At 70.9% G+C, this 20,963-nt stretch carries 18 protein-coding genes; 15 read left to right on the forward strand and 3 right to left on the reverse strand.

What is annotated here, in order from left to right; genetic code table 11:
* The first annotated feature begins 128 nt into the window (after positions 1-128).
* Together OG521_29950 and OG521_29955 are read left to right on the forward strand one after the other, a co-directional pair.
* Entirely contained in the window at positions 129-2,084 is a 1,956-nt protein-coding gene (locus tag OG521_29950) for a TerD family protein (GenBank protein WUW24757.1), read from the forward strand.
* A gap of 267 nt (positions 2,085-2,351) precedes the next feature.
* On the forward strand, positions 2,352-3,365 hold the full coding sequence (locus tag OG521_29955) for a TerC family protein (protein ID WUW24758.1): 1,014 nt from the start codon (positions 2,352-2,354) through the stop codon (positions 3,363-3,365).
* Between the two features lie 55 nt (positions 3,366-3,420).
* Here the strand turns inward: OG521_29955 and OG521_29960 are convergent, their stop codons facing one another.
* Together OG521_29960 and OG521_29965 are read right to left on the reverse strand one after the other, a co-directional pair.
* Positions 3,421-4,077 (reverse strand): MBL fold metallo-hydrolase, encoded by a 657-nt coding sequence (locus tag OG521_29960; protein WUW24759.1) that lies wholly within the window; start codon positions 4,075-4,077, stop codon positions 3,421-3,423.
* A 10-nt stretch (positions 4,078-4,087) separates the two neighbouring features.
* The gene (locus OG521_29965) at positions 4,088-4,777 is read right to left on the reverse strand and encodes a maleylpyruvate isomerase family mycothiol-dependent enzyme (protein ID WUW24760.1); all 690 of its coding nucleotides are present in this window, start codon (positions 4,775-4,777) and stop codon (positions 4,088-4,090) included.
* Between the two features lie 175 nt (positions 4,778-4,952).
* On the opposite strand from OG521_29965, the gene uvrA reads away from it, so the two are divergent.
* Both uvrA and OG521_29975 read left to right on the forward strand, forming a co-directional pair.
* Positions 4,953-8,024, forward strand: coding sequence for an excinuclease ABC subunit UvrA (gene uvrA / locus OG521_29970; GenBank protein WUW24761.1), 3,072 nt, complete (start codon positions 4,953-4,955; stop codon positions 8,022-8,024).
* Between the two features lie 278 nt (positions 8,025-8,302).
* The gene (locus tag OG521_29975; GenBank protein WUW24762.1) at positions 8,303-8,731 is read left to right on the forward strand and encodes a Rieske (2Fe-2S) protein; all 429 of its coding nucleotides are present in this window, start codon (positions 8,303-8,305) and stop codon (positions 8,729-8,731) included.
* Between the two features lie 76 nt (positions 8,732-8,807).
* On the opposite strand, the gene OG521_29980 is transcribed toward OG521_29975, so the two are convergent.
* The gene (locus tag OG521_29980) at positions 8,808-9,734 is read right to left on the reverse strand and encodes a hypothetical protein (protein ID WUW24763.1); all 927 of its coding nucleotides are present in this window, start codon (positions 9,732-9,734) and stop codon (positions 8,808-8,810) included.
* 226 nt (positions 9,735-9,960) lie between these two features.
* On the opposite strand from OG521_29980, the gene OG521_29985 reads away from it, so the two are divergent.
* The 11 genes from OG521_29985 to OG521_30035 all read left to right on the forward strand — a co-directional run bounded on the left by OG521_29985 (position 9,961) and on the right by OG521_30035 (position 20,826).
* Positions 9,961-10,578, forward strand: coding sequence for a C39 family peptidase (locus OG521_29985; GenBank protein ID WUW24764.1), 618 nt, complete (start codon positions 9,961-9,963; stop codon positions 10,576-10,578).
* A 4-nt stretch (positions 10,579-10,582) separates the two neighbouring features.
* The gene (locus OG521_29990; protein WUW24765.1) at positions 10,583-11,485 is read left to right on the forward strand and encodes a hypothetical protein; all 903 of its coding nucleotides are present in this window, start codon (positions 10,583-10,585) and stop codon (positions 11,483-11,485) included.
* A gap of 124 nt (positions 11,486-11,609) precedes the next feature.
* A complete protein-coding gene (gene uvrC / locus OG521_29995; GenBank protein ID WUW24766.1) occupies positions 11,610-13,664 on the forward strand; it encodes an excinuclease ABC subunit UvrC in 2,055 nt (684 codons plus the stop codon).
* Positions 13,661-14,641 (forward strand): RNase adapter RapZ, encoded by a 981-nt coding sequence (gene rapZ / locus OG521_30000; GenBank protein WUW24767.1) that lies wholly within the window; start codon positions 13,661-13,663, stop codon positions 14,639-14,641. Before uvrC ends, rapZ begins: the two co-directional genes overlap by 4 nt.
* Positions 14,638-15,672 (forward strand): uridine diphosphate-N-acetylglucosamine-binding protein YvcK, encoded by a 1,035-nt coding sequence (gene yvcK, locus OG521_30005; protein ID WUW24768.1) that lies wholly within the window; start codon positions 14,638-14,640, stop codon positions 15,670-15,672. The genes rapZ and yvcK overlap by 4 nt, the downstream gene beginning before the upstream one ends.
* Positions 15,663-16,652 carry a DNA-binding protein WhiA gene (whiA, locus tag OG521_30010; GenBank protein ID WUW24769.1) on the forward strand — a complete coding sequence of 330 codons (990 nt, stop codon included), beginning with the start codon at positions 15,663-15,665 and terminating at the stop codon, positions 16,650-16,652. The genes yvcK and whiA overlap by 10 nt, the downstream gene beginning before the upstream one ends.
* 258 nt (positions 16,653-16,910) lie before the next feature.
* The gene (gene gap, locus OG521_30015; protein ID WUW24770.1) at positions 16,911-17,921 is read left to right on the forward strand and encodes a type I glyceraldehyde-3-phosphate dehydrogenase; all 1,011 of its coding nucleotides are present in this window, start codon (positions 16,911-16,913) and stop codon (positions 17,919-17,921) included.
* A gap of 108 nt (positions 17,922-18,029) precedes the next feature.
* The gene (locus OG521_30020) at positions 18,030-19,241 is read left to right on the forward strand and encodes a phosphoglycerate kinase (protein ID WUW24771.1); all 1,212 of its coding nucleotides are present in this window, start codon (positions 18,030-18,032) and stop codon (positions 19,239-19,241) included.
* 6 nt (positions 19,242-19,247) lie between these two features.
* Positions 19,248-20,036: a triose-phosphate isomerase gene (gene tpiA / locus OG521_30025; protein WUW24772.1), complete on the forward strand. Its 789-nt coding sequence runs from the start codon at positions 19,248-19,250 to the stop codon at positions 20,034-20,036.
* A 109-nt stretch (positions 20,037-20,145) separates the two neighbouring features.
* Positions 20,146-20,382, forward strand: a complete 237-nt coding sequence (gene secG, locus OG521_30030; protein ID WUW24773.1) for a preprotein translocase subunit SecG — start codon at positions 20,146-20,148, stop codon at positions 20,380-20,382.
* A gap of 108 nt (positions 20,383-20,490) precedes the next feature.
* Positions 20,491-20,826 carry an RNA polymerase-binding protein RbpA gene (locus OG521_30035; GenBank protein WUW24774.1) on the forward strand — a complete coding sequence of 112 codons (336 nt, stop codon included), beginning with the start codon at positions 20,491-20,493 and terminating at the stop codon, positions 20,824-20,826.
* Positions 20,827-20,963: the final 137 nt, after the last annotated feature.

Raw genomic sequence — 20,963 nt, forward strand, 5'->3', positions numbered from 1 at the left:
CACGTCACGCACCACCGCCGTCACGCACCACGTACGGCACGTATGACGCACGTCATGTACTACGCGCACGTCATGTACTGCGCACGCCATCGCAACGCGCAGCGGTAACTCGTCGAGGGGACAGGGCAATGACGGCCGAGCTGGTCCGGGGGCAGAACCACACCTTGCCCCAGACCCGTCTGGAGATCCGGGTTTCGGCCGGCGCCCCCGTGGTGGCCGGAGCCACCCTCGGGGACGAGAGCGGCACGGTGCACGGGATCGAGTGGATAGCCCACCCCGGATCACCGCAGCTGCCGGGTCTGGAGGTGTCCAGGCAGGCCGCGGCGGAGCACCGGCTGGCCGTCGACCTCGACGCCCTGCCCGAGGCCGTGCACCGCGTCACGGTGCTGCTGGCGCTTCCGCTGGAGGCGGGCGGCCCGACCAGGTTCGGAGCCGTCGCCTCGCCCTTCGTCGCGGTCACCGGACTCGACGGCGCCGAGATCGCCACCTTCACCCTGACCGGACTGGACACCGAGTCCGCGGTCGCCGCCCTGGAGCTCTACCGCAGGCAGGGAGCCTGGAAGGTCCGCGCGGTCGGCCAGGGCTACGCCGGCGGTCTCGCCGCGATGCTCGCCGACCAGGGGGTGTCCGGTGCGGCCGAACTGGCCCGGTCGATCCAGGAAGCGGTCGCCCGCGGTCTGGCCCGCTCGGTGGCGCCCGCCCCGCCCCGCACCGCGGAGGGCGACCGGGTCAGACACGCCGGCGGCCAGCCGCCGTCCCAGGGCGGTGGGCGGCCCCAGCCCGCCCCTCAGCCCGATCCTCTGGACGACCCCGCCACACAGCCGGCCACACCCGTCGCCCCCGCCACTCCGACCGCGGGCGGGCCCATCGACTACGCGCACCCGCGCCGCCAGTCCACGGCGCCCCCGCCGCCTCCGCCCACCGCGCCGCCCGCCGAGCCGGGCCGGCCCGCGGCCCCCGTCGCCGGGGACGCCACCGGCTGGTCCATGGACGAGCGGCTCTACAACCAGGTCTGGGGCATGTTCGAGGACCTGGCCCGGGCCGTCGCCGCGTACCGCAGCGCCGTCGACTTCGCCGAGTCCCGGATGGACCAGGAGCTGGAGCGGACCCTGTCCGACCCGCGCAGCCGGATCGGCGGCACGGGCGACCGGGCCCGTGAAGAGGCCCGCGCCAAGCGCGACGAGCTGACCGGCCGGGCCCGCGAGGCACTGGACCGCGATCTCGCCCAGCTCGCCGCCGAGGCCGCCGTGGTGGAACCCGCGCTGCCCGCCGCGTACGCGGGCTGGGACAACCCCTCCTGGCACGGCTACCGCGCCCCGATGGAGATCCCCATGGCGCTGCGGATCGGTGACCTGCATCTGCCGGAGTCCACCGGGATCCGCATTCCGCTGCTCGTCCGGCTGCCGCTGGAGCGCGGGATCTGGATCGACAGCGGCCGCACGGCCTCCGAGGCCGCCGCGCTGACCGATTCCGGCCAGCTGCGCCGGCTGGCCATGGAGAGCGCCGTCCTGCACGCGGCCCGGCTGCTGGCCGTCTACCCGGCCAACGAGTTCTCGGTCCATGTCATCGACCCGGCGGGCTCCGCCGCCGCGGCACTGGCCCCGCTGGTCTCCTCCGGGGTGCTGGCGGGCCCGCCCGCGGCCGGGCCCGGGGGAGTGTCCTCGGTCCTCGCCCATCTCACCCGGCGCGTCGACCTGGTGCAGATGGCGCTCAGGGCCGGGGCCGCGGACTCGTTGCCGCCCGACCTGGACCCGGCCGAGCAGCTCCTGATCGTCAACGACTTCCCGCACGGCTTCGACGACCGGGCCGTCACCCAGCTGCGCTACCTCGCCGACGAGGGCCCCTCCGTCGGGGTCCATCTCCTGATGGTCGCGGACCGGGAGGACGCCTCCGCGTACGGGCCGGTGCTCGACCCGCTGTGGCGGTCGCTGCTCCGGATCACCCCGGTCGCCGACGACCATCTGGCCGATCCCTGGGTCGGCCACGCCTGGACGTACGAGCCGCTCAGGACCCCGCCCGGCAGCCGCGTCCTGGAACAGGTGCTGGACCGGGTGGCCGCCGCGCGCCGCACCGGCCACCGCTGAGCAGCCTGCCCTTCCACCCACTCACCCGGCCCTATCCACCGACCTGGCGTTTTGAGGGTTCTTTACCCTCCTCTTTACCTTTCCTTGGTGTTCCCTGTACTGTTCTTTGGGCGGAGGGGAGTACTCCCATACGCGGCGTGCCCGTCAGTACGGACTGTGACCGGTCCCGGGGCGCCGGCCCAGGCGCGCATCCCGTGCGCCCGGGTGGAAGAGACCTCCGGCAGCGACGACGCTGATCAGTAGCCGTAGCGAACTGCCGGAGGCGCAGTGGACGTTTCATGGACCCTCTGGGCGCTGACCATCTTTGGTCTGTGCGCCCTCATCGCCGTCGACTTCTTCATCGGGCGCAAGCCCCATGACGTGTCGACCAAGGAAGCCGGAATCTGGACGATCGTCTGGATCGCGCTGGCCGCCCTCTTCGGGCTCGGACTGCTCGTCTCCGGGGAGAGCCAGGCCTCGGGCGAGTTCTTCGCCGGCTACATCACCGAGAAATCGCTGAGCGTCGACAACCTCTTCGTCTTCGTGCTGATCATGGCGAAGTTCTCGGTGCCCTCCCACCTCCAGCAGCGGGTGCTGCTGATCGGTGTGCTGATCGCCCTGGTGCTGCGAGCGATCTTCATCGCGGCGGGCGCCGCGGTCATCGCCAACTTCTCGTGGGTCTTCTACATCTTCGGCGCGTTCCTGATCTACACCGCCTGGAAGCTCATCCAGGAGGCGCGGGCCGACGAGGAGGAAGAGGAGTTCGAGGAGAACCGCCTCCTCAAGAACATCGAGCGCCGCTTCGGCGTCGCCGACCGATACCACGGCACCAAGCTGTTCATCCGCAACAACGGCAAGCGCGTCCTGACGCCCCTGATGGTCGTCATGCTCGCCATCGGCACCACCGATGTGCTGTTCGCGCTGGACTCCATCCCCGCGATCTTCGGCCTGACCCAGGACCCGTACATCGTGTTCACCGCGAACGCGTTCGCGCTGATGGGGCTGCGGCAGCTGTACTTCCTGATCGGCGGCCTGCTCAAGAAGCTGGTCCACCTCAGCTACGGGCTCTCGGTCATCCTCGGCTTCATCGGCATCAAGCTGGTGCTGCACGCGCTGCACGAGTCCGGGGTGCACGTCCCCGAGATCTCCATCCCGGTCTCGCTCGGCGTCATCTGCGGGGTGCTGGTGATCACCACGATCACCAGCCTGATCGCCAACAAGAAGCAGGCCGAGGCGGACGCCGCGGCCGAGACGGCGAAGTCCGAGGACGCCTCGGACAAGGGCGCCGGCATCGAGGCCTGAGCGACGGCGGGGGTAGGGATGCGCGAGCCGCGCATCCCTACCCCCGCCTCCGTCGTCACCAGCCCCGGGCGCGCCACTCCGGCAGCCGCGGACGCTCGTCGCCGAGCGTCGTGTCGTGGCCGTGGCCCGGGTAGACCCAGGTCTCGTCGGGCAGCGGGGCGAAGAGCCTGGTCTCCACGTCGTGCAGCAGGCTCGCGAACGCCTCGGGGTCCTTGTGCGTGTTGCCGACCCCGCCCGGGAAGAGGCAGTCCCCGGTGAACAGGTGCGGAGCGCCGTGCGGGTCGTCGTAGACGAGCGCGATCGAGCCCGGGGTGTGGCCGGTCAGATGGCGGGCGGTCAGCGCGACCTGCCCGACCCGGATCGTGTCGCCGTCCTCGACGAGCACATCGGTCGCGACCGGGATGCCCTCGGCGTCGTACCGCCCGGCATAGGTGCGCGCGCCGGTGGCCGCGACCACCTCGCCCAGCGCCTGCCAGTGGTCCCCGTGCCGGTGGGTGGTGACGACGGAGACGATCGAGTCGTCACCGATCAGCCGGAGCAGGGTCGCGGCGTCGGCGGCCGCGTCGATCAGGAGCTGCTCGCCGGTGGCCCGGCAGCGCAGCAGATAGGCGTTGTTGTTCATCGGGCCGACGGCGACCTTGGAGATCATCAGATCCGTCAACTCGTGTACGTCCGCGCGCCCGCCGACCTTGACCGCTCCGCTGTACGTCATACGTCTCAGCCTATAGCGGGGGCAGTGCGGGCAGGGCGCCGCCTTCGACGGTCAGCGCGGACCCGTCGCGCCGCCCGCTGAGCCAGCCGAGCAGCTCGGACGCCGTGCCGCGGACGGTGGCGGGGCCCCCCTCGGCGCCGCCGCCCGTCGTCCAGGTCCGGCCCGCGTCGTCGGCCACGTCCGTCGGGACGACGTCGGCGTGCCCGGCGAAGCGCTCGGCCAGGAAGTCGATCTGCCGGATGGTGAACTCGTCCGGCAGGTCCTCCAGCTCGTAGCCGATGCCCAGATCGACATGGTGCAGCTCGACCTCGACGCGGCGGCGGTAGGGAATCCGGGACGCGGAGTCCGTCACACCGTTGCGGAGCTCCACCGTGCGTGACCAGTCGGCCGGGGCCGCGGCGGCGGCCACGAAACGGTCCGCGCTCGCGCCCAGGTCGGCGAGCTGTTCCGCCCGCGGGCGGGGGGCGTCCCGCTCGATGTCGCGGTCGCGGGTTTCGCTGTCTGCGTACATCGGCCGGCCCTGGAGAACATTTACCAGCGCGTCGGCGTTACGTGAAAGGTGCGCGACGACATGACCGCGGCTCCAGCCCGGCAGGCGCGACGGTTCGGCGAGTGCCGCGTCGTCCAGTTTCTCCGTGGCGCTGAGCAGTCGATCGGTCGCTTGCCGCAGTGCGGCCAGGTCGTGCGCGTGATCAATCATGGGGCCGAGCCTAGCCCCGCCACTCATTCGGGTGAAGGAGTCATCAGCCGTCCGTAAATCGAATGCGCGTGCTATACGCTCGAAGCCGAAAGCTTCGTACACCGCTGTGGCACCCCCCATACCCTGGGACAGGGGCTCAGTTCCCCCGCTTCTCTCTAGAAAGGTGCGGACCGGCGTGGCCGACCGTCTCATCGTCCGTGGCGCTCGCGAGCACAACCTCAAGAACGTCTCGCTCGACCTCCCCCGCGACTCCCTCATCGTCTTCACCGGGCTCTCCGGGTCGGGCAAGTCGTCGCTCGCGTTCGACACGATCTTCGCCGAGGGCCAGCGGCGCTACGTGGAGTCACTCTCCTCGTACGCCCGGCAGTTCCTCGGCCAGATGGACAAGCCGGACGTCGACTTCATCGAGGGCCTGTCGCCCGCTGTCTCCATCGACCAGAAGTCGACCTCGCGCAACCCGCGCTCGACGGTCGGCACGATCACCGAGGTCTACGACTACCTCCGGCTGCTCTTCGCCAGGATCGGCAAGCCGCACTGCCCCGAGTGCGGCCGTCCGATCTCGCGCCAGTCGCCGCAGGCCATCGTGGACAAGGTCCTCGGCCTGCCCGAGGGCAGCCGCTTCCAGGTGCTCTCGCCGCTGGTGCGCGAGCGCAAGGGCGAGTTCGTGGACCTCTTCGCCGACCTCCAGACCAAGGGGTACAGCAGGGCCAGGGTCGACGGCGCGACCATCCAGCTCTCCGAGCCGCCCACGCTCAAGAAGCAGGAGAAGCACACCATCGAGGTGGTCATCGACCGCCTCACGGTGAAGGACAGCGCCAAGCGCCGGCTGACCGACTCGGTCGAGACCGCGCTCGGCCTCTCCGGCGGCATGGTCGTGCTCGACTTCGTCGACCTCCCCGAGGACGACCCCGAGCGCGAGCGGATGTACTCCGAGCACCTCTACTGCCCGTACGACGACCTCTCCTTCGAGGAGCTGGAGCCGCGCTCCTTCTCCTTCAACTCCCCCTTCGGCGCCTGCCCCGACTGCACGGGCATCGGCACGCGGATGGAGGTCGACCCCGAGCTGATCGTCCCGGACGAGGAGAAGTCCCTCGACGAGGGCGCGATCCACCCCTGGTCGCACGGCCACACCAAGGAGTACTTCGGCCGCCAGATCAACGCCCTGGCCGAAGCCCTCGGATTCCGTACGGACATCCCCTGGGCCGGGCTGCCGCAGCGCGCCAAGAAGGCGCTGCTGTTCGGGCACAAGATCCAGACCGAGGTCCGCTACCGCAACCGTTACGGGCGCGAGCGCGCCTACACCACGCCCTCCTTCGAAGGTGCGGTGCAGTTCGTCAAGAGGCGGCACTCCGAGGCGGAGAGCGACTCCAGCCGGGAGCGCTTCGAGGGCTACATGCGCGAGGTGCCCTGCCCCACCTGTGAGGGCACCCGCCTCAAGCCGATCGTCCTCGCGGTCACCGTGATGGAGAAGTCCATCGCCCAGGTCGCCGCGATGTCGATCAGCGAGTGCGCCGAGTTCCTCGGCCGGATGAAGCTGAACGCCCGCGACAAGAAGATCGCCGAGCGGGTGCTCAAGGAGGTCAACGAGCGGCTGAAGTTCCTGGTCGACGTGGGCCTGGACTATCTGTCGCTGAACCGCGCGGCGGGCACCCTGTCCGGCGGCGAGGCCCAGCGCATCCGGCTCGCCACCCAGATCGGCTCCGGCCTGGTCGGCGTGCTCTACGTGCTGGACGAGCCGTCCATCGGCCTGCACCAGCGCGACAACCACCGGCTGATCGAGACCCTGGTCCGGCTCCGCGACATGGGCAACACGCTCATCGTCGTCGAGCACGACGAGGACACCATCAAGGTCGCCGACTGGGTCGTCGACATCGGCCCCGGCGCCGGCGAGCACGGCGGCAAGGTGGTCCACTCCGGATCGCTCAAGGAGCTGCTGGCCAACGACAAGTCGATCACCGGTCAGTATCTGACCGGCAAGCGGTCGATCGAGATGCCCGAGATCAGGCGTCCCGTCGACCCCGCGCGGCTGCTCACGGTCCACGGCGCCCGGGAGAACAACCTCCAGGACATCGACGTGTCCTTCCCGCTCGGCGTGCTGACCGCCGTGACCGGAGTCTCCGGCTCCGGCAAGTCGACCCTGGTCAACGACATCCTCTACACCCACCTGGCCCGCGAGCTGAACGGCGCCAAGTCGGTGCCCGGCCGCCACACCCGGGTCGACGGCGACGACCTCGTCGACAAGGTGGTGCACGTCGACCAGTCGCCCATCGGCCGCACACCCCGGTCCAACCCGGCCACGTACACCGGTGTCTTCGACCACGTCCGCCGGCTGTTCGCGGAGACGATGGAGGCCAAGGTCCGCGGCTATCTGCCGGGCCGGTTCTCCTTCAACGTCAAGGGCGGCCGCTGCGAGAACTGCTCCGGCGACGGCACCATCAAGATCGAGATGAACTTCCTGCCGGACGTGTACGTCCCGTGCGAGGTCTGCCACGGAGCGCGCTACAACCGGGAGACCCTGGAGGTCCACTACAAGGGCAAGTCCATCGCCGAGGTGCTGGACATGCCGATCGAGGAGGGCCTGGACTTCTTCGAGGCCGTCCCGACCATCGCCCGTCACCTGCGGACGCTCAACGAGGTCGGTCTCGGATACGTCAGGCTCGGGCAGTCCGCGCCGACGCTCTCCGGCGGCGAGGCCCAGCGCGTGAAGCTGGCCAGCGAACTCCAGAAGCGCTCGACGGGACGCACGGTCTATGTGCTGGACGAGCCGACCACCGGTCTGCACTTCGAGGACATCTCCAAGCTGATCAAGGTGCTCTCCGGCCTGGTCGACAAGGGCAACTCGGTGATCGTCATCGAGCACAACCTCGATGTCGTCAAGACCGCCGACTGGGTCATCGACATGGGACCCGAGGGGGGCAACGGCGGTGGACTGGTCATCGCCGAGGGCACTCCGGAGTTCGTGGCGGGTGTCCCCGCAAGCCACACCGGAAAGTTCCTCCAGGGCATCCTGGACGCGGACCGGGTGAGCGAGGCCGCCGTGCCCTCGGCGCGCAAGCCCGCCCGGAAGACGGCGGCCAAGAAGGCCGTCGCCGCGAAGTCGGCCCCCGCCAGGAAGACGGCCACGGCGAAGGCCGCGGCGACGAAGACGGCGAAGGCCGCGGCGACGAAGACGGGGACGGCGAAGGCGGGTACGGCTGCGGCGAAGAAGCCCGCGGCCAAGAAGGCGACCCGCGCGCGCAAGGCCTGAGGGGACGGCCGGCGCCGCTCCCCGGCGGCCCGGCCCGATATCCGCTTCGAGGCGGCGACCCCTTCCGAGGGGCCGCCGCCTCGGCCGTGACCGTGTCCTGCACCCGGGCTGACCAGCTGTCCTGCACCCGTGCGGACCAGGCGCGAGCGTGTGCGACCGGCCCGCGCGCGAGGGCGTCCGTCTCCGCCGGTATCGTCGGATACGTCACCGCTGCCCCTGCCGCCCCAGGCGCCCCGGACAGCCCTGGCACCTCTGCCCCTCTGACCCGTGGAGACCGCATGTCCGGCCAGCCCGCCGCCCGCCGTACCGTGCTGAAGGGCGCCGCTCTCGCGGGCGTCGCCGGGCTCGGAGTGGCCGCCTGCTCGACCGACTCGAAGCTCGGGCACGCCGAGACGCCGACCCCCACCGCACCCGTCGAGCTCGGCGCCCCGGACGAGGTGACGGTCGGTGAGTCCAAGCTCTACAGCGAACAGCGCGTCATCGTCAGCTGCCCGGCCAAGGGGCAGTACAAGGCGTTCAGCGCCCAGTGCACCCACGCGGGCTGCCTGCTGAACAAGGTCGAGAACAACGAGGGGCACTGCCCCTGCCACGGCAGCGTCTTCGACACCACGACCGGCAAGGCCGTGCACGGCCCCGCGACCGTGCCGCTGCCCTCCGTCCCGGTCAGGGTCGAGGGCGGAAAGCTGATCGCCGGCCCCGACGCCTGATCCGGCGCCGAGCGCCTGACCCGACGGCCGACCGGCCCGCCGGCGCCGTGCCGAGCGGACGGTGCGCGGGCCCGCGTCACCCCCAGTCCCAGTCGATGCCGACCAGGCCGGGCCGTACCCCCTGTTCCACCAGGTGAACGGTCCGGTGCCGGCCGGTGAGCGTGAGATCGGCCCGGCCCCCGCGCGGTGCCCCCGCGGAGACCTGGGCGAATCGCCGGCACCGTACCGGCAGGGCCTCCTCGTCGAACCGGACCTGCAGCACGTACTGCCCGCCACCGAAGCTGAAACCGCGGACGTACTCGCCGCAGGGCCCGCCCGTACCGTCCTCGAAGCCGTAGCCGAAGAGGTACGTCTCGCCCGCACGCAGCCGGGTGTCGAAGAGCAGCTCGGCGACCAGCACCCCCGCCGCCGCGTCCCAGCGGACCCGGCCCGTCCGGCAGTTCTCCCGGGCGCTCACCCCGACCCGCGCCGGATCGCAGCCCGGATCGCCGCGGTACACGGCGAGATAGCGGTCGATGCCGTCGCGGTGGGCGCGCACGACGTGCTGCGAGCTCCGGTCCTGCATCTGACGGCCGGGCCCGATCCGTACCCGCTCCTGATGCCCCACCGTGTGCAGCCCGCCGTCCGTGGGTGACTCCATCGCGGCGAGCAGCCGCTCCACCGCACCGGACGCCTCCACCAGGGAGCGGTAGGAGCGGGCCGGCGGGCGGTCGGCGTCGCCGCGGGACCCGTCGGCCCCCAGCAGCCCGAGCAGGGAGTTCCCCGGCAGCTCCAGTACCTCCTCCAGCGCCCTCACGGCCCGCAGGGACTCCGGGCGCTGCGGGCGCCGGGCGCCCTGCTGCCAGTAACTGAGGCTGGTCACGCCGACCTTGACCCCCCGGTGCGCCAGATGGTGCTGCACCCGCTGCAGCGGCAGCCCGCGTACCGAGAGCGCCGTGCGCAGGGCCAGGTGGAACGGGCCGGTGTGCAGCACCTGCGCCAGTTCGGCCTCGGTGTGCTGCATGGGTCCTCCAGGTGAACGTTCACGGCGGGCGACGGCCGGGCCGCGCCGACAGGGGTGGGGCCGCAGGTGGCCAGGGGGGAGTGTTCACACTCCCGCCACCGGCGTTCACACCGCGATGTTCCCCCGCATTGAAGCGTGTTGACCCGTTCCGGACAACGGTTGATGCTCCTCGCAGCGTCCGGACGCGCTTCTTGGATCCCCCACCCCCCGCCCCGGGAGGAACGCCATGCGCAACCGAAGAATCCGGCCGGGCCGGCTGTCGGTGACGGCCGTACTCGCCGCCGTACTGCTCGCCGCACCCACGGCGACCGCCACCGCCGCCGACCAGCACCACGCCGCCACCGCGGCGTCCGACACCCTTGCCGCCACCCAGCGGCTGAACATCAGCATGCAGGCGCAGCAGAAGACGAACTGGTGCTGGGCCGCCGCCGGCAACACCATCGCCACCTGGTTCGGCCGGAACTACACCCAGAACCAGTTCTGCAACGCGGCCTTCGGCCGGACCCAGGGCTACGAGTGCCCCAACTCGCAGGCCTCGCTCGGCAACGTCCAGGACGGTCTGAACTGGGCCGGCATCAACCCCGGCTCGTACGTCACCGGCTGGCTGCGCTACCCGACCGTGCAGGCCGAGATAGCCGCCGGACGGCCGGTGGAGACCCGCATCCAGTGGTCCTCGGGCGGCGGGCACATGCACGTCCTGTACGGGTACGACGACGCGAACAGCTGGGTCTACTGGGGCGATCCCTGGCCCTCCAGCAACCGCTACAACTGGGCCTCGCACGCCTGGTACGTGAACAACAGCGAGTTCTCCTGGACCCACTCGCTCTACCGGATCGGGGCGTGACGGCATGACCTCCACCACCCGTTCCCCGGCCCGCACCGGCGCCCGTACCGCACGCGGCGCGCGTCCCTTCGCCGCGGCCCTCGCCGCGAGCGGCGTGCTGGCAGGCGCCGCCCTGCTCACCGCGGCCCCGCAGGCGGCCGCCGCCACCGGTCCCTCGGCCACCCCCGCGGCCCTGGCGGCGGCCCACGAGGCGGCCACCGACACCACGACCCTGGACACGCTGTCCCGCTTCTTCGCCCGTGAGGGCGCTGTCAGCAGGGCGGCCGCCGCACCGCGGATCGAGGGCGGGGCCGTGCCCGTGCGCACCCTGTCCGCGGACTTCGTCGCGGGCGAACCCGGGGCGTCCGTCGCCGCACTGGATTACCTCGCCAGTACGGCGGTCTCCTCGGACGGGCAGAAGGCGTCCCTCTGGACGCTTCCCGAACCGGGCAAGGACGGGAGCTGGCAGGTGGTGAACATCGCCACCGGCGACGACGAGGCCCGGTACACGGCGGCCGGTGCCCGCAAGCTGCCCGGCGGCATCGTCTTCCGGGAACCGCAGATCGACGCCTGGTACGTCCAGAAGGGCGGCCGGGTGCTCCCGCTGGACACGGACGCCGTCCGTGCCGTCGGCAAGGACGGCACCACGCTGGCCGCCTACCGCACCCGGGTACGGGCCGCGTACGCGGACAAGCTCCCCGGTTCCGGCTACGCCCGCGAGGGCCGGGCGGGCGGCTACGGGCCCTCGGGCGCGAAACCCGCCGGTGGAGGGTCCGGGCCCGCCATCGCGGCGGACGCGGTCGCGGGCACCACCGCGGACACCGCCATGAGCGCGGCCTCCATGGCGGCGGCGCTGGGCGCCGTCGCCGTACTCGTCCTCTGCGGCATCAGCGCCCGGCGCCGCCGGGGCCGCAACAGGACCCGGTGACCGCGAAGGCCCTTGGGACCCGATGACCCCGTGCTCCGGGACACGTGACCCCACCCCGTGTCCCGGAGCGCGGCGCCGCTCACGGGCACCCGTGCTGTCACTGCCCGCCAGTAGGGTGGGAGGCATGGCAGACCCCTCCAGCTACCGCCCCAAGCCGGGACAGATCCCCGACTCCCCGGGGGTCTACAAATTCCGCGACGAACACCGCCGGGTGATCTACGTCGGGAAGGCGAAGAGCCTGCGCCAGCGCCTGGCCAACTACTTCCAGGACCTGTCCGGCCTTCATCCGCGCACGCGCACGATGGTGACCACCGCCGCGTCGGTGGAGTGGACGGTCGTCTCCACGGAGGTCGAGGCGCTCCAGCTCGAGTACTCCTGGATCAAGGAGTTCGACCCCCGGTTCAACGTCAAGTACCGCGACGACAAGAGCTATCCGTATCTCGCGGTCACGCTCAACGAGGAGTTCCCGCGCGTCCAGGTGATGCGCGGAGCCAAGAAGAAGGGCGTGCGCTACTTCGGTCCGTACGGGCACGCCTGGGCGATCCGCGAGACGGTCGACCTGATGCTCCGGGTCTTCCCCGTCCGCACGTGCTCCGCGGGCGTCTTCAAGAACGCCGCCAGGACCGGCCGTCCGTGCCTCCTCGGCTACATCGGCAAGTGCTCGGCCCCCTGCGTCGGCCGGGTCACCCCCGAGGAGCACCGCGAACTCGCGGACGACTTCTGCGACTTCATGGCCGGCCGCACCGGCACGTACATCCGCCGCCTGGAGAAGGACATGATGGCGGCGGCCGAGGAGATGGAGTACGAGCGCGCGGCCCGCCTGCGCGACGACGTGGAGGCGCTCAGGCGCGCCATGGAGAAGAGCGCCGTCGTCCTCGCCGACGCCACCGACGCCGACCTGATCGCCGTCGCGGAGGACGAGCTGGAGGCCGCCGTCCAGATCTTCCACGTCCGCGGCGGGCGGGTGCGCGGCCAGCGCGGCTGGGTGACCGACAAGGTGGAGAACGTCGACACCTCCGGCCTCGTCGAGCACGCGCTCCAGCAGCTCTACGGCGAGGAGACCGGCGACTCGGTCCCCAAGGAGGTCCTCGTCCCGGCCCTCCCCGAGGACCCCGACGCCGTCTCCCAGTGGCTGGCCGGCCGCCGGGGCTCCCAGGTCAGCCTGCGCATCCCGCAGCGCGGCGACAAGAAGGACCTGATGGCCACGGTCCAGCGCAACGCCCAGCAGGCCCTGGGACTGCACAAGACCAAGCGCGCCTCCGACCTCACCACCCGCTCCCGGGCCCTGGAGGAGATCGCCGAGGCGCTCGGCCTCGACACGGCCCCGCTGCGGATCGAGTGCTTCGACATCTCCCACCTCCAGGGCGACGACGTGGTGGCGTCGATGGTGGTCTTCGAGGACGGTCTGGCCCGCAAGGGGGAGTACCGCCGCTTCCAGATCAAGGGCTTCGAGGGACAGGACGACGTCCGCTCGATGCACGAGGTGATCAGCCGGCGCTTCCGCCGCTACCTCCAGGAGAAGGAACGGACGGGGGAGTGGGAGGAGGACGCCGCACAGGCCCCCGCCCCCGCGGGCCCCGCCGCCTCCGGCCCCGTACCGGCCGATCCCGGTCCCGCCGCCGACGGCGCCACCGAGCCCCGGGAGGACGACGGGCGGCCCAAGCGGTTCGCCTACCCGCCGCAGCTCCTCGTCGTCGACGGCGGGCAGCCGCAGGTCGCCGCGGCCAAGCGCGCCCTGGACGAGCTGGGGATCGACGACATCGCCGTCTGCGGCCTCGCCAAGCGCCTGGAGGAGGTCTGGCTGCCCGACGACGACGACCCGGTGGTCCTGCCCCGCTCCAGCGAGGGCCTCTACCTCCTCCAGCGCGTCCGCGACGAGGCGCACCGCTTCGCCATCACCTACCAGCGCGCCAAGCGCGCCAAGCGCATCCGCTCCAGCCCCCTGGACGCGGTCGCCGGCCTCGGCGAGACCCGGAAACAGGCGCTGATCAAGCATTTCGGCTCCGTCAAGAAGCTGAAGCAGGCGACAATCGAAGAGATCTGCGAGGTTCCGGGGATAGGCCGCAGGACGGCGGAATCAGTGGCTGTCGCCCTCGCCGCGGCCGCCCCGGCCACGCCCGCCGTGAACACGGCGACAGGAGAGATCATCGAAGAGGACGACGGGGGCAGCACGACATGACCGAGCACGACATGACCGAACGCGAACCTGAACACGGGCACGACCGCACAGACCGAGCAGACGGAGCAGCACACGTGAGTACGGGCACCTCGATCGAGACGGGCGACAGCACGGTGGCCATCCCCGAGCTGGTGATCATCTCCGGCATGTCGGGAGCCGGGCGCAGCACGGCCGCCAAGTGTCTGGAGGACCTCGGCTGGTTCGTCGTCGACAACCTGCCGCCCGCACTGATCCCCACCATGGTGGAGCTCGGCGCCCGCTCGCAGGGCAATGTGGCACGCATCGCCGTCGTCGTCGACGTCCGGGGCCGCCGCTTCTTCGACAACCTGCGCGAGTCCCTCGCCGACCTGGAGGCCAAGGGCGTCACCCGGCGCATCGTCTTCCTGGAGTCCTCCGACGACGCGCTGGTCCGCCGCTTCGAGTCGGTCCGCCGCCCGCACCCCCTCCAGGGCGACGGCCGCATCGTCGACGGCATCGCCGCCGAGCGCGACCTGCTGCGCGAGCTGCGCGGCGACGCCGACCTGGTCATCGACACCTCCAGCCTCAACGTGCACGAACTGCGCGCCAAGATGGACGCCCAGTTCGCGGGCGACGAGGAGCCGGAGCTCCGCGCCACGGTGATGTCCTTCGGCTTCAAGTACGGCCTCCCGGTCGACGCCGACCTGGTGGTGGACTGCCGCTTCCTGCCCAACCCGCACTGGGTCCCCGAGCTGCGCCCCTTCACCGGGCTCAACGAGGAGGTCTCCGACTACGTGTTCGACCAGCCGGGCGCCAAGGAGTTCCTCAACCAGTACACGGAACTGCTCCAGCTCATCGCCGCCGGCTACCGCCGCGAGGGCAAGCGCTACGTGACCATCGCCGTCGGCTGCACGGGCGGCAAGCACCGTTCCGTGGCCATGTCGGAGAAGCTGGCGGCCCGGCTCGCCACGGAGGGGATCGAGACCGTGCTCGTACACCGGGACATGGGGCGCGAGTGACCAGTCGCAACATGCGTCTGCGCCGGCTGCGCAGGGGCACCCCGCTGTCCGGCCGCATGCGCGGCGGCGCACAGCCCAAGGTCGTCGCGCTCGGCGGCGGCATGGGCCTGTCCGCCTCCCTCACCGCCCTGCGGCGGATCACAGGCGACCTGACCGCGGTGGTCACCGTCGCCGACGACGGCGGCTCCAGCGGCCGGCTCCGCGAGGAGCTGGGCGTCCTGCCGCCCGGCGACCTGCGCAAGGCGCTCGCCGCCCTGTGCGGCGACGACGAGTGGGGCCGGACCTGGTCCCAGGTCATCCAGCACCGCTTCCAGTCCAAGGGCGACCTGCACGAGCACGCGGTCGGCAATCTGCTGATCGTCGCCCTGTGGGAGCAGCTCGGTGATCACGTCCAGGCCCTCGACCTGGTCGGCAAGCTCCTCGGCGCGCACGGCCGGGTGCTGCCGATGTCCGCCGTGCCGCTGGAGCTCCAGGCGCTCGTGAAGGGCCACGACCCGGACCGTCCGGACCAGGTGGACACGGTGCGCGGCCAGGCGACCGTGGCGCTCACCCCGGGCGAGGTCCAGTCCGTGCACGTCGTCCCGCACGACCCGCCGGCCGTCCCCGAGGCGGTCGCGGCGGTCCTGGACGCGGACTGGGTGGTGCTCGGCCCCGGGTCCTGGTTCTCCTCGGTCATCCCGCATCTGCTCGTCCCCGATCTGCTGGACGCGCTGATCGAAACGAAGGCCCGCAAGGTCCTCTCGCTGAACCTCGCACCGCAACCCGGTGAAACAGATGGCTTCTCTCCGCAGCGTCATTTGGAGGTTTTGGGACGACACGCCCCTAAACTCGCCCTGGACGTGGTGCTGGCCGACGAGGCCGCCGTGCCCGACCGCGAGTCCCTCGCCGATGCCGCAAAACGGCTCGGCGCCGCGGTCGAGCTGGCGCCCGTGGCCTCACCCGACGGCGTTCCGATTCATGATCCGGAGCTGTTGGCCGCCGCGTACGACCGTATTTTTCGGATGCATGGAAGGATCGGCCCATGGCGATGACGCCAGCGGTGAAGGACGAAATCTCTCGGCTTCCCGTAACCCGGACCTGCTGCAGGAAGGCAGAAGTCTCGGCGATTCTTCGGTTCGCGGGTGGGCTGCACCTGGTGAGCGGCCGGATTGTGATCGAGGCGGAGCTGGACACCGCGATGGCGGCGCGCCGGCTGAAGCGCGACATCCTCGAGATCTTCGGGCACAGCTCGGAGCTGATCGTGATGGCGCCCGGCGGACTGCGGCGCGGCTCGCGCTACGTCGTGCGCGTGGTGGCGGGCGGCGACCAGCTGGCCCGCCAGACCGGCCTGGTGGACGGCCGCGGCCGTCCCATCCGCGGTCTGCCCCCGCAGGTGGTCTCGGGGGCCACCTGCGACGCCGAGGCGGCCTGGCGCGGCGCCTTCCTGGCCCACGGCTCGCTGACCGAGCCGGGACGCTCCTCCTCGCTGGAGGTGACCTGCCCGGGCCCGGAGGCCGCGCTCGCGCTGGTCGGCGCCGCCCGCAGGCTCTCCATCGCGGCCAAGGCCCGCGAGGTGCGCGGCGTGGACCGGGTCGTCGTCCGGGACGGCGACGCGATCGGCGCCCTGCTGACCCGGCTCGGCGCCCATGAGTCGGTGCTGGCCTGGGAGGAGCGCCGGATGCGGCGCGAGGTCCGCGCCACGGCCAACCGGCTCGCCAACTTCGACGACGCGAACCTCCGCCGCTCGGCCCGCGCCGCCGTGGCCGCGGGCGCCCGGGTGGGGCGCGCGCTGGAGATCCTCGGCGAGGAGGTCCCCGAGCACCTCGCGGCGGCCGGACGGCTGCGCATGGAGCACAAGCAGGCCTCCCTGGAGGAGCTGGGCGCGCTCGCCGACCCGCCGCTGACCAAGGACGCCGTCGCCGGACGCATCCGCCGGCTCCTCGCGATGGCCGACAAGCGGGCCCAGGACCTCGGGATCCCGAGCACGGAGTCCACTCTCAGCGAAGAGCTGGCCGACGGCCTGGTCGGCTGATCCGCACCCCCGCCGGTCAGCCGCGGCGGGAACACCCCGCACACCCGCGGGTGTTGACGCTGCGTAATCGTCGCAGCGGGGGTGGCCGGACAACCGGAGGCCCGTACTCCTACTGGGGAGTACGGGCCTCCGCCGTGCGTACGGCCCCTCTCGATGTCACCCCGGCGGCTTCGGAGAGGTAGGGTCGGAGGCGGTCGGGGACATCCCATACAACTCGCCGGCGTCGAAAACCGGCGTACCTAACGAGGAGATCGGTTCGTGACGATCCGCGTAGGCATCAACGGCTTTGGCCGCATCGGTCGTAACTACTTCCGCGCGCTGCTGGAGCAGGGTGCGGACATCGAGATCGTGGCTGTCAACGACCTGGGTGACACTGCGACCACGGCCCACCTGCTGAAGTACGACACCATTCTGGGTCGTCTCAAGGCAGAGGTGAGCCACACCGCCGACACCATCACCGTCGACGGTCACACCATCAAGGTGCTCTCGGAGCGCAACCCGGCGGACATCCCGTGGGGTGAGCTGGGCGTCGACATCGTCATCGAGTCGACCGGCATCTTCACCAAGAAGGCCGACGCAGCCAAGCACATCGCGGGTGGCGCCAAGAAGGTCCTCATCTCGGCTCCGGCCAAGGACGAGGACATCACCATCGTGATGGGCGTCAACCAGGACAAGTACGACGCGGCCAACCACCACGTCATCTCCAACGCCTCCTGCACCACCAACTGTGTGGCGCCGATGGCCAAGGTTCTCGACGAGAACTTCGGCATCGTCAAGGGCCTGATGACGACGGTCCACGCGTACACCAACGACCAGCGCATCCTGGACTTCCCGCACTCCGACCTGCGTCGCGCCCGCGCCGCCGCGGAGAACATCATTCCGACCACGACGGGTGCCGCCAAGGCCACCGCCCTGGTCCTGCCGCAGCTCAAGGGCAAGCTCGACGGCATCGCGATGCGCGTCCCGGTCCCGACCGGTTCCGCCACCGACCTCGTCGTGACCCTGCAGCGCGAGGTCACCAAGGACGAGGTCAACGCCGCGTTCAAGAAGGCGTCCGACGACGGCGACCTCAAGGGCTTCCTGACGTACACCGAGGACCCGATCGTTTCCTCGGACATCGTCAGCGACCCGTCGTCCTGCACCTTCGACTCCTCCCTGACCATGGTCCAGGAGGGCAACACGGTGAAGATCCTCGGCTGGTACGACAACGAGTGGGGTTACTCCAACCGCCTCGTCGACCTGACCGTCTTCGTCGGCGGCCAGCTCTGATCCTCGGATCGGCAGGCACCTCGATGTGAGCACGGGGCTCGAACAGCGCAACGCAGCGCCGTTCGAGCCCCGCTGCATGCTCCCTCGTTCTCCAAGGAGTCCAGACAGATGAAGACGATCGACGAACTTCTCGCCGAAGGGGTCACCGGCAAGCGCGTATTCGTCCGCGCCGACCTCAACGTGCCGCTCAGCGGGACCACCATCACCGACGACGGCCGCATCCGCGCCGTCGAGCCGACCGTGCGCAAGCTGGCCGAGGCCGGCGCCCGGGTCGTCGTCGCCTCGCACCTGGGCCGCCCGAAGGGTGCCCCGGACCCGGCGTTCTCGCTGGCCCCCGCGGCCACCCGGCTCGGTGAGCTGCTCGGGACCGACGTGGCCTTCGCGACCGACACGGTCGGCGAGTCCGCCCGCGCCACGGTCGCCGCGCTCGCCGACGGCAAGGTCGCCGTCATCGAGAACCTCCGCTTCAACGCCGGCGAGACGTCGAAGGACGACGCCGAGCGCGGCGCGTTCGCCGACCGGCTCGCGGAGCTCGCCGACGTGTACGTGGGCGACGGCTTCGGCGCCGTGCACCGCAAGCACGCCTCGGTCTTCGACCTCCCGGCCCGGCTCCCGCACGCCGCGGGCGACCTGATCGCCACCGAGGTCGGCGTCCTGAAGAAGCTCACCGACGACGTGCAGCGGCCCTACGCCGTCGTGCTCGGCGGCGCCAAGGTCTCCGACAAGCTCGGCGTCATCGACCACCTCCTGGAGCGCGCCGACCGCATCCTCATCGGCGGCGGCATGGCGTACACCTTCCTCAAGGCCCAGGGCCACGAGGTCGGCAGCTCGCTGCTGCAGGAGGACCAGATCCCGGTGGTGCTGGAGTACCTCAAGCGCGCCGAGGAGAAGGGCGTGGAGTTCGTGCTCCCCGTCGACGTCGTGGTCGCCCCCGCGTTCCCCGACCTCAAGACCAAGGCCCCGGCCGACCCGTCCACCGTCGCCGCCGACGCCATGCCGGCCGGCCAGATGGGTCTGGACAACGGTCCGGAGACCAACAAGCTCTACGCATCGAAGCTCGCCGACGCGGCCACCGTCTTCTGGAACGGCCCGATGGGCGTCTTCGAGCACCCCGACTTCGCCGAGGGCACCCGGGCCGTCGCCCAGGCCCTCGTCGACTCGTCCGGCTTCAGCGTGGTCGGCGGTGGCGACTCCGCCGCCGCGGTCCGCATCCTGGGCTTCGACGAGAACGCGTTCGGACACATCTCGACCGGTGGCGGCGCCAGCCTCGAATACCTCGAGGGCAAGACGCTTCCCGGCCTCGCCGCACTGGAGGACTGACCTTTCATGACTGCTACCGCCCAAGGCCGGACCCCGCTGATGGCGGGCAACTGGAAGATGAACCTCAACCACCTCGAGGCCATCGCGCACGTCCAGAAGCTCGCCTTCGCCCTGGCCGACAAGGACTACGACGCCGTCGAGGTCGCCGTCCTGCCGCCCTTCACCGACCTGCGCTCCGTGCAGACGCTGGTCGACGGCGACAAGCTGAAGATCAAGTACGGCGCCCAGGACATCTCGGCGCACGACTCCGGCGCGTACACCGGTGAGATCTCCGGCCCGATGCTCGCCAAGCTGAAGTGCACCTTCGTCGCCGTCGGCCACAGCGAGCGCCGCCAGTACCACGCGGAGACCGACGAGGTCTGCAACGCCAAGGTGAAGGCCGCGTACAAGCACGGCCTGACCCCGATCCTCTGCGTCGGCGAGGGCCTGGACATCCGCAAGGCCGGTGACCAGGTCGCGTACACCCTGGCGCAGCTCGACGGTGCGCTGAAGGACATCCCGGCCGAGCAGGCCGAGACCATCGTGGTCGCCTACGAGCCGGTCTGGGCCATCGGGACCGGCGAGGTCGCCACCCCCGAGGACGCGCAGGAGGTCTGCGGTGCGATCCGCGTCCGCCTCGCCGAGCTGTACTCGCAGGAGCTGGCCGACGCGGTCCGCATCCAGTACGGCGGCTCGGTGAAGTCCGGCAACGTGGCCGCGATCATGGCGCAGCCCGATGTGGACGGCGCGCTGATCGGCGGCGCCGCACTGGACGCCGACGAGTTCGTCAAGATCGTCCGCTTCCGCGACCAGTGAGTATGCGGTAGCGCGGATCCGTCGTACCCTAGCGGGGGCCAGGAGGGCAGCCTCCCGGCCCCCGTTGTTCGCACATGCAGTCAGGAATTCCGGAAAGTAGGGACCAGCCGTGATTTTGGGGTTCGAGATCGCCCTGATCGTCTTCAGCCTGCTGCTGATGCTGCTGGTGCTGATGCACAAGGGGAAGGGCGGCGGTCTTTCCGACATGTTCGGTGGCGGCATGCAGTCCTCCGTCGGCGGTTCCTCGGTCGCCGAGCGCAACCTCGACCGCATCACCGTCGTGGTCGGCCTCGGCTGGTTCGCATGCATCGTGGTGCTCGGTCTGCTCATCAAGCTGGACAGCTGACCCGTCGTACGCGATTCCGGTGAGGGTGTAACTCCAATCACTGGACGCGCGTTGGGCCTTACGTAGACTGGGGCATCTTCGAGCACCATCACGCAGGGAGTTACGACCGTGGCAAGTGGCAACGCGATCCGGGGAAGCCGGGTCGGAGCGGGGCCGATGGGGGAGGCCGAGCGCGGCGAGTCCGCGCCACGGGCCCGCATCTCCTTCTGGTGCTCGAACGGGCACGAGACGCAGCCGAGCTTCGCCCATGACGCGCAGGTACCGGAGACCTGGGACTGCCCGCGCTGTGGATTCCCGGCCGGCCAGGACCGGGACAGCCCGCCGGACCCGCCGCGCACCGAACCGTACAAGACGCATCTGGCGTACGTACGGGAGCGGCGCAGCGACGCGGACGGTGAGGCGATCCTCGCCGAGGCCCTGGCGAAACTCCGCGGCGAGATCTGACACCCTCGTGCCTCAGTAGAAGCTGTTCACCGGCCGGACACCCCCAGGGTGTCCGGCCGGAACGCTTCTGCCGTGCCGCAGCCCGCCGTTGTCCCGTCCGCCGCCCTGATCAATTAAGTTGGAGGGGCAGCGGGGAA

The sequence above is a fragment of the Streptomyces sp. NBC_01463 genome (assembly GCA_036227345.1).
Classification (GTDB): Bacteria; Actinomycetota; Actinomycetes; order Streptomycetales; family Streptomycetaceae; genus Streptomyces.

Bases quoted from the DNA above. Each gene is read 5' to 3' on its own strand.
- OG521_29965 (WUW24760.1), bottom strand. From the start codon at position 4,777: ATGATTGATCACGCGCACGACCTGGCCGCACTGCGGCAAGCGACCGAT.
- OG521_30020 (WUW24771.1), top strand. From the start codon at position 18,030: ATGAAGACGATCGACGAACTTCTCGCCGAAGGGGTCACCGGCAAGCGC.
- uvrC (WUW24766.1), top strand. From the start codon at position 11,610: ATGGCAGACCCCTCCAGCTACCGCCCCAAGCCGGGACAGATCCCCGAC.
- OG521_29990 (WUW24765.1), top strand. From the start codon at position 10,583: ATGACCTCCACCACCCGTTCCCCGGCCCGCACCGGCGCCCGTACCGCA.
- OG521_29975 (WUW24762.1), top strand. From the start codon at position 8,303: ATGTCCGGCCAGCCCGCCGCCCGCCGTACCGTGCTGAAGGGCGCCGCT.
- whiA (WUW24769.1), top strand. From the start codon at position 15,663: ATGGCGATGACGCCAGCGGTGAAGGACGAAATCTCTCGGCTTCCCGTA.
- rapZ (WUW24767.1), top strand. From the start codon at position 13,661: ATGACCGAGCACGACATGACCGAACGCGAACCTGAACACGGGCACGAC.
- OG521_29960 (WUW24759.1), bottom strand. From the start codon at position 4,077: ATGACGTACAGCGGAGCGGTCAAGGTCGGCGGGCGCGCGGACGTACAC.
- OG521_29950 (WUW24757.1), top strand. From the start codon at position 129: ATGACGGCCGAGCTGGTCCGGGGGCAGAACCACACCTTGCCCCAGACC.
- tpiA (WUW24772.1), top strand. From the start codon at position 19,248: ATGACTGCTACCGCCCAAGGCCGGACCCCGCTGATGGCGGGCAACTGG.
- OG521_29980 (WUW24763.1), bottom strand. From the start codon at position 9,734: ATGCAGCACACCGAGGCCGAACTGGCGCAGGTGCTGCACACCGGCCCG.
- OG521_29985 (WUW24764.1), top strand. From the start codon at position 9,961: ATGCGCAACCGAAGAATCCGGCCGGGCCGGCTGTCGGTGACGGCCGTA.